The organism is Streptomyces triticagri, assembly GCF_003429565.1.
GTDB classification, from domain to species: domain Bacteria; phylum Actinomycetota; class Actinomycetes; order Streptomycetales; family Streptomycetaceae; genus Streptomyces; species Streptomyces triticagri.
In genome coordinates, this window is sequence record NZ_QUAK01000198.1 from 1 (window position 1) to 12,226 (window position 12,226).

Genomic DNA, 12,226 nt, shown 5'->3' on the forward strand with positions numbered 1-12,226 from the left:
CTCCTCGGCGCCGGGCGCCGGCCCGTGTCCCTCTTCCGCACCGCGCGCCGATCCGCGCGCCTCCTCCGCACCGGGCGCCGATCCGTCCCCCTCCACCGGACCGGCCCCCGGCACGCCCAGCTCCCCCGCCGCCGGCGTCCGCGCCGCGACGATCTCCGGCAGGGCCGCGGCGGCCCGGGCCTCCGACTCCCCGGTGTCGCGGTACTTGCCCATCGCGCGCCCGTGGATCCAGTACGCCCGCCCGGTCAGGTCCGTCTTCGGGAAGCCGAACTCCTCGCGCAGCCGCTTGCGGACCAGCTTGAACGAGGTCTGCTCGGCGGCGATCCACGCGTACCAGTCCGACCAGTCCCGAGCCTCGACCGCCGCCGCGAGCCGCGTACCGTCGCCCCTGGGCACCCGGTGCAGCCGCAGCCGCGGATGGTCGGCGAGGGGTATCAGGCGGTCGTCGGGGCCGTGTTCCTCCAGATACAGCTCCACGGGCACCTCGTCCGGGACCACTCCCAGGATCGAGTTGACCGCGGGGATCGACGCGGAGTCGCCGAACAGCAGGTATCCGGCGGGCAGTTCGCTGCCGACCTCGAACTTCGACGAGCCGAGCGACATCACCGGCACCCGGGTGCCGGGCGTGGCGAGCGCCGCCCAGCGGGACGCGGGACCGGCGGGCTCGTGCAGCACGAAGTCCACCGCGAAGGCGCCCGTCTCCGGATCCGCCTCGGTGATCGTGTACGCCCGCTGGTGCTCGGTGTCACCGCCGTCCGGATCGGGGAACCAGAAGCGCAGCCAGGCGGTCGGCTCGGCCACCACCTCGTCGAAGAGCGTCGCCGAGACGAACCTGACGCGGACGAAGTGCGGGGCGAGCCGCAGCTTCTCCACCACCCGCGCCTCATGGTCGCGTGCGCCGAATCCGCGCAGCACCGCGCCCTGGAAACCTCGAGCCACTAGTTCCTCCCATCGAGCGCGGCCATCACGTCCGTGAGCGGCCGCCCCGGCGGCGCCGCGGCCACCAGACCGTTGATGAACGCCGTGACCACCAGCCGGAAGTAGTCGGCGGGCGACACCTCCGGCAGCTTCGCGTGCGCCTCGCCCAGGACTCCCTCGGCGGCCAGCAGGGCCTGGGAGTCGGCGAGTTGGCGCTCCATGCGCCGATCGCCGCCCGCCGGTCCCGCCCCGTAGACCGCGTGCCGCTCCTGCGCCGCGGCCTGCGCGATCGCGAAACCGGCCACGGACGAGCAGACGACGGCTGCGACGTCCGGGGTGTAGCCGCGCCCGACGAGCGCCGTGATCTCCCCGGCGAGCAGCCCGGCGCCGGCCGGGCCGCGCGGGAACAACTCCTGCAGATAGCGGGCCATCCCGGGCCGCTCGAGCACGAACTCCCGCAGTACGGCGGCGAATCGCAGCAGATGGGCGCCGGTGTCCTCGGGCGGGTCCGGGATGGTCAGCTCGGCGAGCATGCTCTCGCCGACGAGCCGGTCGAGGCCGGCCTTGCCGTCCACGTACCGGTACAGGGCGGCGGAGGCGACGCCGAGGCGCGAGGCGACGCCCTGGAGCGTCAGATCGGCGAGGCCGATCTCGCGACCCACCCGCTCGATGTCGGCGGCCGAGATGCGCGGCGGACGCCCCTCGTCGCCTCTCCTGCCCGGTCTGCCCACCACGTCCTCACCCGTCCATGACATCCATGACATCCACGCCGTGCATGAAATCCATGAAGCCTCGGCCCGACCGCCAACTTAGGGTGGGCTTAGTTAAGGCATTAACGTAGCCCGGAAGGGCGGCCGGGACAACCGTGCAGGTGGACCGGCCGGCGATCGGCGGGCGGCACCGGGGCATCTCGGGAGGTGGACCCCGGCGGAGCGCCGCGGGAAAAGCCGATACGCTCCGAGACGTGGTTGAGATCCAGATTCCTGCTGACATCAAGCCCGCGGACGGCCGGTTCGGCGCGGGTCCCTCCAAGGTGCGTACGGAGGCGTTGGCGGCACTGTCCGCCACCGGTTCCTCCCTGCTCGGCACCTCGCACCGCCAGGCCCCGGTGAAGAACCTGGTCGGCCGGGTGCGGGACGGCGTACGCGCACTCTTCGACCTGCCCGACGGCTACGAGGTGATCCTGGGGAACGGCGGCTCGACCGCGTTCTGGGACATCGCGACGCACGGCCTGATCGAGAACAAGTCGCAGCACCTGTCGTTCGGCGAGTTCTCCTCCAAGTTCGCCAAGGCCGCGAAGCTCGCGCCGTGGCTGGCCGAGCCGACGATCGTGCAGAGCGCCCCGGGCACCCACCCGGTGCCGGAGGCCGAGGCCGGCACCGATGTGTACGCCCTGACGCACAACGAGACCTCGACCGGCGTCGCCGCCCCCATCAAGCGGGTCGCGGGCGCCGACGAGGGCTCCCTGGTCCTGGTGGACGCCACCTCGGGCGCCGGCGGCCTGCCCGTCGACGTCAACGAGACGGACGTGTACTACTTCGCGCCGCAGAAGTCCTTCGCCTCGGACGGCGGCCTGTGGCTCGGCCTGTTCTCGCCGGCCGCGATCGAGCGCGCGGAGCGGATCCACGGCTCGGGCCGGCACGTCCCGGAGTTCTTCAGCCTGCCGACCGCGATCGACAACTCCCGCAAGAACCAGACGTACAACACCCCGGCGCTCTCCACGCTGTTCCTGCTCGCCGAGCAGCTGGACTGGCTGAACGGCCAGGGCGGCCTCGACTGGTCGGTGCGGCGCACCGCCACCTCGGCGCGCACGCTCTACGGCTGGGCCGAGGACTCCAAGTACGCCACCCCGTTCGTGGCGGACCCGGCGCAGCGCTCCGCGGTCATCGGCACCGTCGACTTCCTCGACGACGTGGATGCCGCGCAGGTCGCGAAGGTGCTGCGGGCCAACGGCATCGTGGACACCGAGCCGTACCGCAAGCTGGGCCGCAACCAGCTGCGGATCGCGATGTTCCCGGCGATCGACCCGGCGGACGTCGAGGCACTGACGGCCTGCATCGACTACGTGATCGAGAAGCTCTGACCGCACGACGGCAGCAGTACGCGAGAGGGGGCGCCCGGCGAGGCGCCCCCTCTCGCGTCTCCTGCACCGCTCAACGCCCGAGCTGCCGGAAGCGGCGCGCGGCGAGCGGCAGGAACACCGCCGTGATCGCCAGCGGCCACACCACGGCCATCAGCAGGGCGTGGTCCTGGATCCAACTGCCGTCCCGCGCCACGGGGTTGCCGAACAGTTCGCGGGCCGCCGTACCGGTCGAGGAGATCGGGTTCCAGGACGCCACCGTGCCGAGCCAGCCCGGCATGGATCCGGTGGGCACGAAGATGCTGGAGATCATCGTCAGCGGGAACGCCACCGCGTAGAGGCCGCCGGCCGCCTCGGGGCTGGGGACCAGCAGACCCAGCCAGACACCGACCCAGATGAGGCTGAACCGGAGCAGCAGGAGCAGTCCGAACGCGCCGACGGTGGCGGTGAGTCCGCCGCCCGAGCGCCAGCCCATGGCGAGCGCGGTCGCCGCGAGGATGGCCAGCTCGGCGCAGGCCACCAGGAGATCGGCGACACCGCGGCCGGCCACCACCGCGGCGGGCTCCATCGGCATGGAACGGAAGCGGTCGATGACGCCCTTGCTGGCGCCGGCGACGACCGCGGCCGCCGTGTTCATGAAGCCGAACGACATGGTCATCACGAACATGCCGGCCATCAGGAAGTCGCGGTATCCGCCGCTCTCGCCGCCCGGCGGCTTCATCGCTCCGCTGAACACATAGCCGTACAGCAGCACCGAGATGATCGGGAAGCCGAGCTGCCAGAGGATCATGACCGGTTGGCGCCGGTAGTGGGTGAGTTCGCGCCGCACCAGGGTCCAGGTGTCGACGACCGCCCAGCGGGCCCTGTTCTCGTCGGCGGCGTCGACGGTGAGGTCCACGCGCGCGTGGGGCCCGCCCGAGGGCGCGTGATCGCCGTCCACGCGCGCGTGGCCTCCGTCGAGCGCCGTGGTCGTACGGGATCCGGTGCTCATTTCGCGATCTCCTTCCCTGTGTGCACCGCTTGCGCGCCGCCGCCGCCGCCGTCCGTACCGTCGCCGTCGGCCCCGTGCCCGGTCAGGCGCAGGAACACGTCGTCCAGGCTCGGCCTGCGCAGCGAGATGTCCTCGGCCTGTACGCCCTCGTCCTGCAGGACCCGTGCCACCTCGGTCAGTGCCGCCACCCGATCGGCGACCGGCGCGTGCACCCGCCGCTCGGCCGTGTCCGTGGCCGGCGCCCCGCGGCAGACCCGGTCCACCGCCTCGCGGGCGCGCGGCAGTTCGGCGGCGTGTGTGACGACCACCTCGATCCGGTCGCCGCCGACGGTGTCCTTGAGGGCCGCCGGAGTGTCGTCCGCGATGGCCCGCCCGCGGTCGATGACCGTGATGCGGGACGCGAGCCGGTCCGCCTCGTCCAGGTACTGCGTGGTGAGCAGCACCGAGGTGCCGCCCGCCACCATGTCCCGTACGGCGTCCCAGACTTCGCCGCGGCCGCGCGGATCGAGGCCGGTCGTCGGCTCGTCGAGGAAGAGCACCTCGGGGGCGAGGATCATGGAGGCGGCGAGGTCGAGGCGGCGCCGCATCCCGCCGCTGTAGCCGTCGGCGCCCTGGTCCGCCGCCGCGGTGAGCTCGAAGCGCTCCAGGAGTTCGCCCGCCCTGAGCCGCGCCCGGCGGCCGCCGAGGTGGAAGAGCCGGCCGAACATCTCCAGGTTCTGCCGGCCCGTCAACTGCTCGTCGACGGCCGCGTACTGGCCGGCCAGGCCGATGCGCCGCCGGGCGCCGCGCGGGTCGGCGGCCACGTCCACGCCCGCCACGACGGCCCGCCCGCCGTCGAGCCGGCTCAGCGTCGACAGGATGCGTACGGCCGTGGTCTTGCCCGCGCCGTTGGGGCCGAGCAGGCCGTGCACGGTGCCGCGGCGCACTGCGAGGTCGAAGCCGTCGAGCGCGCGCTTCTCGCCGTACCGCTTGATCAGCCCCTCGGCGCGCACGGCGTACGCCCGCCCCGGGGACCCGTCTGCCACCTTCTCCACGTATCCCCCATCCTCGATCCAAGCCTGATGAGTACACCGTACCCGATTACGAGTACACCGTACCCATTTTTATCGCGGAGCAGTAGGCTGACCCCCATGAGCAGCACCGAAGCATCCGGAAGCGGTGACATCGCCCGCAGTCTCGAACTCCTGTGGGGCACGGGCTCCCGCCCCAGTCGCGGGCCCAAACCGGCGCTCACCCTCGACCGGATCGTCACGGCCGCGGTCGCGCTCGCCGACGCCGAAGGCATCGCGGCCGTCTCGATGCGCCGGCTCTCCACCGAGCTCGGCACCGGCACGATGTCCCTCTACCGCTACGTCCCCGGCAAGGCCGAACTGCTCGACCTGATGCTCGACCGGGTGCAGGGCGAACCCCTGGAGACCGCCGCCGCCGCGGAGCGCGAGGCGGCCGGCCAGGACTGGCGCGCGGCCGTCGACTCGATGGCCCGCGAGCAACTCGCCCTGATCCGCCGCCACCCGTGGCTGCTCGGCATCAACCGCGCCCGCACGGTGCTCGGCCCGAGCGCCCTGCGCGGCCTGGAAGCGGCCGTCGGCCCGCTGTCCGCGATGGGGCTGAGCGACCCGGAGATGATCTCGGTGATCCTGACGGTCGAGAGCTTCGTGACGGGCACGGCCCGGCGGGAGTTCGAGGCCGCGGAGGCGGTACGGGAGACGGGGCTGAGTGACGAGTCCTTCTGGGGCAGCCAGGAACCGTATCTGGTGCGGGCCATGGAGAGCGGCGAGTTCCCCCTCCTTGCCGCGCTCTCGCCGGACACTTTCGACGCCGAGTTCGACCACTTCGAGTTCGGACTCGCGCGTCTCATCGCAGGCTTCGAAAGCCTGGTCACCGAGCGCCGCGCCGGTAAGTGACGGACCGGCGGCAGGTGTTCACCCGACTGTTCACCCGGCGTCCGTCCAGCCGCCTCCGCGAGTCCGGCCGGGGCGCGAAGCCGGTCCGGGGCGCGGCGCGAAGTCGGTCCGGTCTACTGCGGCAGCAGCTCGTCCGCGGCCTTCTGCACTGCCGGGAGGAGCGCCACGACTCCGACTTCCAGGAGCCGTATCGGAAGGCGGCGCTCGGCATGGTCGGCCTGGCCGCCGACCTCACCTTCCTGCACACCGAGATGACCAAGTCCGCGCATGTGCCGCGGCTTGCGCAGTTCCGGCAGATCGCCGCCGACTCGTATCTGGCGGCCCTGGACGGCGCCCGCAGGCACGCGACGACCTGACACCGGCGGACCCGGACTGACCCGGACTGGCCTGGACTGACCCGGACCGGAGGCCATCCGCCACCCGTCGGCCGGTCATCCGTCACCCGCCGCCTGTCACCCGCGGGCCGGTCACCCGCCGCCCGTCACAGCATCCGGATCACGTGCTTGCCGCGGACGCCGCCCGCCTCGAGGGCTTCGTGGGAGCGGGCCACATCGTCGAGCGGATGCACCGTGTCGACGACGGGACGGATCGCGCCGGTCTCGGTCAACCGGGCCAGTTCCACGAAGTCCTCGCGCCCGGGGTTGCCGCTGAAGAAGCGAATGCGGCGGGATCCGTGCACCGTCGAGCCCGCGATGGTCAGGATCGAGCGGACCGGACGCCCGGAGTCGAAGGAGACCGCGACCATGCGGCCACGCGGGGACAGCAACCGGCGCCACGCCGCATGATCGGTACCCACCGAATCCAGGACGACGTCGAAGGACCCGAGGTCGCCCGGAGCGGTCACCCGGTGATCAAAGACCTCGTCGGCGCCCAACTCCCGTACAAAGTCCAGGTTCCTGGCGCCCGCGAGCGCCGTGACATGAGCGCCGTACGCATGCCCCAGCTGGACCGCGATGCTGCCGATGCCGCCGCTCGCACCCCGTACGAGCAGCCGCTCACCCTTGGCGAGGCGGGCCTTGTCGCGCAGCGCGGTGAGCACCGTGGTGCCGACGACCGGGAGCGCGGCGGCTTCCACCAGGTCGACCCCGGCGGGGCCGGGGGAGAGCATGTCGGCCGCCGTGACCACGTACTCGGCCATGCTGCCGAAGCCTTTCGAGCGCGGCATCATGCCCCACACCCGGTCGCCGACCGCGGTGTCGCGGACCTCCCGTCCGACCGCCTCGACCTCTCCGGCGAAGTCGAGTCCGAGCCGCTTGGGCCAGCCGCGGGCGCGCACGCTGGTCACGAACTTCACCTTGCCGGCGCGCGCGAGCAGCTCGCCGCCGTTCACGCTCGCCGCGTGGACCTTGACCAGCACCTCGCGGGGGCCGGGCTCGGGCCTGTGCACCGTGCCCGCGCGCAGCACCTGCGGAGGGCCGTACCGGTCGTAGACGGCAGCTCGCATCTCACTCATCGTGATTCCTTCGTATCGCTTCATATCGGTCTGTCCGGAAAATGCCTTTCCGGCGCCGCCCGCCCCCGTCACTGAATGTCACCGTACCGCGATAAACGGAGAGACCACTCCACTTGAGGTAATGTGAGACGCATGGCCGATGCTTCCTCTCAGTTGACCGACCTGCGCGCCGACGCCCGGCACAACCGCGAGCGCCTCCTCGACGCCGCCCGAGAGCTGTTCGCCGAACGGGGCCTCGACGTGCCGATGGCCGCGGTCGCCCGCCGGGCCGGCGTCGGCATGGCCACGCTCTACCGCCGCTTCCCGACCCGCGCCGCGCTCGTCACGGAGGTCTTCACCGACCAGCTCACCGACTGCGCCTCGGTCGTGGACGAGGCGCTCGCCGACCCCGACGCCTGGCGCGGCTTCCGGACGGTCGTCGAGAACGTCTGCGCCATGCACACCCAGGACCGCGGGTTCACGATGGCCTTCCTCAGCGAGTTCCCGGACGCGTACGACTTCACCCGCGAACAGGAGCGTGCGGAACGGGGGTTGACCGCCCTTGCCGATCGCGCCCAGCGGGCGGGCGCCCTGCGCGCCGACTTCCACCCGAGCGACCTGGTCCTGGTCCTGATGGCGAACAGCGGGCTCGCGGCGCCCTCGCAGGAGGCCAAGGAGATCGCCTCACGGCGCCTGGTCGCGCTGCTGCTCCGCTCGTTCGCCGCGACGCCCGAGGCTGCGGACGCTCCGCTGCCGCCGCCGGCCTCCGTGGCTCTGCACGATCTGCCCGGCCTTGGATCCATGCCGGAACTCACCGCCGCCGGAACAACCGTTTCAGGCCGAAGGTGAGCCCGACCGCCACCACCAGGGCCATCGCGCCGACCTTGTAGCCGCCGCCGTCGGCACCGTCCCCGCCGCCACGCGAACTCCCCTCCCCCGAGGGCGGCTTGCTGGCCCCGCCGGGATCCCGGTCGACCCCGGGCGCCGGCAGCGACTTCACCGCGCTGCGCTCGCCCTCCGTACCGAACATCAGGTCCCGGCCGTCCGGCGCATACGTCACGGACTCCCCCTGCCGCTGCATCGGCACACTCGTACGGCCGCCCTTGCCCGGCCGGCCGTCCTGCCACGGGTACCAGCGGGCGGTGAAGTAGCTGCGCAGGACCAGCTTCGTGCCGTCCGGCGAGAACGCACCGTCGGTCGTCCACAGATCGACGTCGGCGACCCGGCGGAAGACGTTCGTGCCGGAGGCCGACAGCTCCTTCGGGCCCTCGTAGAGGCCGCCGCCCTCCTCCTTCTTGTCCGCGATGTACACCCGCCCCGTCTTCGGGTGGACCATCAGCGCCTCGGCGTCGCGCGCGCCGCCCTCGTACTGGACGGTGTACTGGGTGGCCCGGACGGTCTGGTCGCGCAGCTGCTTCGGCTCGGGGAGCCGGTAGATCCACACATGCGGCCAACTGCCGCCGAGGTTGTCGCCGATGTCGCCGACGTACAGATCGCCGTCGGGTCCCACGGACACCGCCTCCACGTCCCGCGGGCTGCCGACGCCGGTCATGGTCACCGTGGCCGCGGTCTTCCCGGTCCGCGAATCGACCGCGTAGAGGTAGGCGCCGTCGTCGCTGTCGTTGTGCGTCCAGTAGACGCCCGGGTGTGTCCGGCTCGCGGCCAGGCCGCTGGACTCGGTGATCCGCGGGTCCTCGATGGTGAAGCCGTCGTTGCCGGCGGCCGCGGGCCCGGCGGCCGCGACCAGGACCAGGCCGGCCGCGCCCGTCGCGGCAAGCAGTGATCGCCATCGGCCCCGGGCCGTCAGTGCACGCATGCCCCAAGACTGCCACCGTCCCGCACACGCGCGCGTGGCCCCCGTCACCGTCCCGAAATCGCCTTCCACGCGCGCGTGGTCAGCCTCACACCCGGCGGCCCGTCCCGCCCCACCCCGATCAAGGATGATGAGCGGATGCTCAGGTTCATGTTCGTCGGTGACTCCATGACCATCGGCAGCGCAGGCGAGCACACCTGGCGCTACCGCATGTGGCAGCATCTGCGCGCCTCCCACGACGGCCCGTTCCGCATCGTCGGCCCCCGCGAGACGCTGTACGACAAGGGCGCCGACGCCCCCGTCTCGTACGAGCACGCCCCGGACGTCGACCCCGCCTTTCCGCGCGGGCACCTCGCCGGCTGGGGCGAGGGCTGGCTGCACCTCGCGCCGCAGATCGGCGAGACGGTGCGCACCCACCGGGCCGACGTGCTCCTCGTCTCGCTCGGCCTGATCGACCTCGGCTTCTACACGGACGCCGAGCAGACCGCCGCGAACGTACGGGACTTCATCGCCGACGCCCGCACCGGCAACCCGAGGATCGCACTGGCGGTCCTGCCGGTCATCCCCAACGTCCGCGCCGACATGGACCCTTCGTTCGCCACCGAGGTCGCCCGCTTCAACGAACTCCTCGCCAAGACGGTCGCCGACCTCGACACGGACCGCTCCCCGCTGCTCCTCGCCTCCGCCCCGCCCGCGTACGACATCAACCACGACACATACGACGGCACCCACCCGAACGCGAACGGCGAGCACAAGCTGGCCGGGGCCTTCGCGGACGCGATGCACCAGGCCTGGGATCTTGGAGCGCCCTATTCCGCATAAAGATTCGAAATCCCCGTGACGCGGTGACTGTGCGTATCGTTGAACCGCGCGGCTGTACGCAATCGAGCGGCAGCCGGGGAGGAGCGCCACGATGACTGTTCTCGAAGACAGGATCGACATGGCCGAGATCGCCGACCGGCAGGCCTTGGACGCCATGTTCGAGGCCCTGGAGCACGAGCCCTTCCTCGAGGGATACAAGATCGAGATCGTCGAGGGGGCCGTGCACATGACGCCGCAGCGGGATGTCCACTGGGAGATCACCCGCAAGCTCATTCATTCCCTCGAGGACAGGTTCGGCAGAGACGTCAAGGTCAAGTCCGACGTACGCATCGACTTCCCCGGCTACCGGAACGGCCTCTGCCCCGATGTCGCCAAGCTTCGCGACCATGCCGAGCAGGACGCCGAGGGCCGCTGGCGGTACCAGGACATCGACTTCATCGGCGAAGTGATCTCCCGAGGTACGGCGGCGAACGACTACGGCCCAAAGTTGGCCGCGTACGCGACTGCGGGAGTTCCCGTCTATCTGATCGCCGACCCGTACGAAGGACTGGTCCACGTCTACACCCGGCCCGACGACACCGAATACCACGTCGAGACCAAGGTCGTCTTCGGTCAGAAGGTCGACCTGACCCACACCCCTCTCGATCTCGTCATCGACACCGACAAGTTCCCCCGCGACCGCAAGTGACCCTTGCCTAGAGCCCACTCCACCCAGTTCGCTGTGTAGTCATGAAGTACACGCAGCTCGGACGCACAGGACTCAAGGTCAGCCGGCTCGTCCTCGGCACGATGAACTTCGGCCCGCAGACGGACGAGGCCACCAGCCACGCGATCATGGACGCCGCCCTCGGCGCCGGCGTCAACTACTTCGACACGGCCAACGTCTACGGCTGGGGCGAGAACAAGGGCCGCACCGAGGAAATCGTCGGCACCTGGTTCGCCCAGGGCGGCGGCCGCCGCGACAAGACGGTCCTGGCCACCAAGGTCTACGGCAACATGGCCGGCGACGGCGAGCCGTGGCCCAACCACGACCGCCTCTCCGCGCTCAACATCCGCCGCGCGGTGGACGCTTCACTCAAGCGCCTGCAGACGGACTACATCGACATCTACCAGTTCCACCACATCGACCGCCGCACCCCGGTCGAGGAGATCTGGCAGGCGATCGACGTACTGATCGCCCAGGGCAAGATCCTCTACGCGGGCTCGTCCAACTTCCCCGGCTGGAAGATCGCCCAGACCAACGAGACGGCGCACAGGCTCGGTTCGTACGGCCTGGTCAGCGAGCAGTGCCTGTACAACCTGGCCGAGCGCCGCGCCGAGATGGAGGTCATCCCCGCCGCACAGGAGTACGGCCTCGGGGTCATCCCCTGGTCGCCGCTGCACGGCGGACTGCTCGGCGGTGTCCTGAAGAAGCAGGCCACCGAGGGCCGCAGGTCGAGCGGCCGCAGCGCGGACGCACTGGCCAACAGCCAGGTCCGCGAGCAGGTGCAGGCCTACGAGGACCTGCTCGACAAGCACGGTCTCGCGCCCGGCGAGGCGGCACTCGCGTGGCTGCTCACGCGGCCCGGTGTGACGGGCCCGATCGTCGGCCCGCGCACGGCGGAGCAGCTGGAGTCTGCGCTGCGCGCGGTCGAGCTCGAGCTCTCCGAGGAGCTGCTCACGTCCCTGGACGAGATCTTCCCGGGCCCGGGCCCGTCCCCGGAGGCCTTCGCCTGGTGACACGGGTGCCGCGGCCGCCCGGCACCGATGTCCTCGATCGCCGGACGGGCTTTTCGAGCCCGTCCGGTCAGGCCGACCCGGCGGCCGCCGCAACCGCGACGACGACGAACATCAGCACAAGCACACCGGCCATGATCCGGTTCCTGGTCTTGGGATCCACCCTTCGAGGTTAACCGTCCGCGCCGAGCGCCCAGCGCCCGACCTCCTCGTAGCGCGGCCGCTCCCCGGGCACTCCGCTGCGCGGCAGCCGGCTCAGCACCAGGGAGAGCTGCGAGACCGTCCACTCGGAGCCCTCGAAGGCGCGCAACGCCTCGACGAACGGCGCGAGCGCCGGCGCCGGTCCGGCAGCGGGTTCACCACCGGGCCGGCGCCCGGCCCGCGCCAGTGTCAGATGCGGCGTGAAGCCGTGCGGATCCTCCCGGTCGATCCCGGCCTTGCGCCCCGCCGCCCGCGCCCGCTCCGCGAGCCGCCGCAGCGTCGCGCGGTCGCCGGACACCCCGGCCCACAGGGCCCGGTCGCCGAAGCGCCCGCCGCCGCGCAGCGCGAG

General features: G+C 71.7%; 14 protein-coding genes. 7 read left to right on the plus strand and 7 right to left on the minus strand.

Annotated elements, in window-relative coordinates:
• Together DY218_RS27550 and DY218_RS27555 are read right to left on the minus strand one after the other, a co-directional pair.
• A partial coding sequence (locus DY218_RS27550; RefSeq protein WP_158574143.1) for a siderophore-interacting protein occupies positions 1–939 on the minus strand: 939 nt, incomplete at its 3' end.
• Positions 939–1,673, minus strand: a complete 735-nt coding sequence (locus tag DY218_RS27555; RefSeq protein ID WP_128558861.1) for a TetR/AcrR family transcriptional regulator — start codon at positions 1,671–1,673, stop codon at positions 939–941. The genes DY218_RS27550 and DY218_RS27555, both read right to left, overlap by 1 nt.
• A gap of 209 nt (positions 1,674–1,882) precedes the next feature.
• On the opposite strand from DY218_RS27555, the gene serC reads away from it, so the two are divergent.
• Positions 1,883–3,001: a phosphoserine transaminase gene (gene serC, locus DY218_RS27560; protein ID WP_128558862.1), complete on the plus strand. Its 1,119-nt coding sequence runs from the start codon at positions 1,883–1,885 to the stop codon at positions 2,999–3,001.
• Positions 3,002–3,071: 70 nt separating this feature from the next.
• Here serC and DY218_RS27565 read toward each other — a convergent pair whose 3' ends face one another.
• Positions 3,072–3,989, minus strand: a complete 918-nt coding sequence (locus tag DY218_RS27565; protein ID WP_128558863.1) for an ABC transporter permease — start codon at positions 3,987–3,989, stop codon at positions 3,072–3,074.
• The gene (locus DY218_RS27570; RefSeq protein WP_128558870.1) at positions 3,986–5,014 is read right to left on the minus strand and encodes an ATP-binding cassette domain-containing protein; all 1,029 of its coding nucleotides are present in this window, start codon (positions 5,012–5,014) and stop codon (positions 3,986–3,988) included. The genes DY218_RS27565 and DY218_RS27570 overlap by 4 nt, the downstream gene beginning before the upstream one ends.
• Positions 5,015–5,119: 105 nt before the next feature.
• Between DY218_RS27570 and DY218_RS27575 the strand changes: the two genes are divergently transcribed.
• Entirely contained in the window at positions 5,120–5,893 is a 774-nt protein-coding gene (locus DY218_RS27575; RefSeq protein ID WP_128558864.1) for a TetR/AcrR family transcriptional regulator, read from the plus strand.
• Positions 5,894–5,907: 14 nt separating this feature from the next.
• Positions 5,908–6,249 carry a hypothetical protein gene (locus DY218_RS34640; RefSeq protein WP_199566871.1) on the plus strand — a complete coding sequence of 114 codons (342 nt, stop codon included), beginning with the start codon at positions 5,908–5,910 and terminating at the stop codon, positions 6,247–6,249.
• A 125-nt stretch (positions 6,250–6,374) separates the two neighbouring features.
• Here DY218_RS34640 and DY218_RS27585 read toward each other — a convergent pair whose 3' ends face one another.
• Positions 6,375–7,337, minus strand: a complete 963-nt coding sequence (locus tag DY218_RS27585) for an NAD(P)-dependent alcohol dehydrogenase (RefSeq protein ID WP_128558871.1) — start codon at positions 7,335–7,337, stop codon at positions 6,375–6,377.
• A 141-nt stretch (positions 7,338–7,478) separates the two neighbouring features.
• On the opposite strand from DY218_RS27585, the gene DY218_RS27590 reads away from it, so the two are divergent.
• Entirely contained in the window at positions 7,479–8,174 is a 696-nt protein-coding gene (locus DY218_RS27590) for a TetR/AcrR family transcriptional regulator (protein ID WP_128558865.1), read from the plus strand.
• On the opposite strand, the gene DY218_RS27595 is transcribed toward DY218_RS27590, so the two are convergent.
• Positions 8,137–9,141 carry a TolB-like translocation protein gene (locus tag DY218_RS27595; RefSeq protein ID WP_128558866.1) on the minus strand — a complete coding sequence of 335 codons (1,005 nt, stop codon included), beginning with the start codon at positions 9,139–9,141 and terminating at the stop codon, positions 8,137–8,139. The genes DY218_RS27590 and DY218_RS27595 overlap by 38 nt on opposite strands.
• 135 nt (positions 9,142–9,276) lie before the next feature.
• Between DY218_RS27595 and DY218_RS27600 the strand changes: the two genes are divergently transcribed.
• The 3 genes from DY218_RS27600 (at position 9,277) to DY218_RS27610 (ending at position 11,679) form a co-directional block, all read left to right on the plus strand.
• Positions 9,277–9,960, plus strand: a complete 684-nt coding sequence (locus tag DY218_RS27600; RefSeq protein WP_128558867.1) for a GDSL-type esterase/lipase family protein — start codon at positions 9,277–9,279, stop codon at positions 9,958–9,960.
• A gap of 91 nt (positions 9,961–10,051) precedes the next feature.
• Positions 10,052–10,648 (plus strand): Uma2 family endonuclease, encoded by a 597-nt coding sequence (locus tag DY218_RS27605; RefSeq protein ID WP_128558868.1) that lies wholly within the window; start codon positions 10,052–10,054, stop codon positions 10,646–10,648.
• 41 nt (positions 10,649–10,689) lie between these two features.
• Positions 10,690–11,679, plus strand: a complete 990-nt coding sequence (locus DY218_RS27610; RefSeq protein WP_128558869.1) for an aldo/keto reductase — start codon at positions 10,690–10,692, stop codon at positions 11,677–11,679.
• Positions 11,680–11,848: 169 nt separating this feature from the next.
• Here the strand turns inward: DY218_RS27610 and DY218_RS27615 are convergent.
• Positions 11,849–12,226, minus strand: a 378-nt coding sequence (locus DY218_RS27615) for a 2'-5' RNA ligase family protein (protein ID WP_199566872.1), incomplete at its 5' end; no start/stop codon positions are given.

Bases quoted from the DNA above. Each gene is read 5' to 3' on its own strand.
- DY218_RS27555 (WP_128558861.1), bottom strand. From the start codon at position 1,673: ATGTCATGGACGGGTGAGGACGTGGTGGGCAGACCGGGCAGGAGAGGC.
- DY218_RS27565 (WP_128558863.1), bottom strand. From the start codon at position 3,989: ATGAGCACCGGATCCCGTACGACCACGGCGCTCGACGGAGGCCACGCG.
- DY218_RS27575 (WP_128558864.1), top strand. From the start codon at position 5,120: ATGAGCAGCACCGAAGCATCCGGAAGCGGTGACATCGCCCGCAGTCTC.
- DY218_RS27585 (WP_128558871.1), bottom strand. From the start codon at position 7,337: ATGCGAGCTGCCGTCTACGACCGGTACGGCCCTCCGCAGGTGCTGCGC.
- DY218_RS27590 (WP_128558865.1), top strand. From the start codon at position 7,479: ATGGCCGATGCTTCCTCTCAGTTGACCGACCTGCGCGCCGACGCCCGG.
- DY218_RS27595 (WP_128558866.1), bottom strand. From the start codon at position 9,141: ATGCGTGCACTGACGGCCCGGGGCCGATGGCGATCACTGCTTGCCGCG.
- DY218_RS27600 (WP_128558867.1), top strand. From the start codon at position 9,277: ATGCTCAGGTTCATGTTCGTCGGTGACTCCATGACCATCGGCAGCGCA.
- DY218_RS27605 (WP_128558868.1), top strand. From the start codon at position 10,052: ATGACTGTTCTCGAAGACAGGATCGACATGGCCGAGATCGCCGACCGG.
- DY218_RS27610 (WP_128558869.1), top strand. From the start codon at position 10,690: ATGAAGTACACGCAGCTCGGACGCACAGGACTCAAGGTCAGCCGGCTC.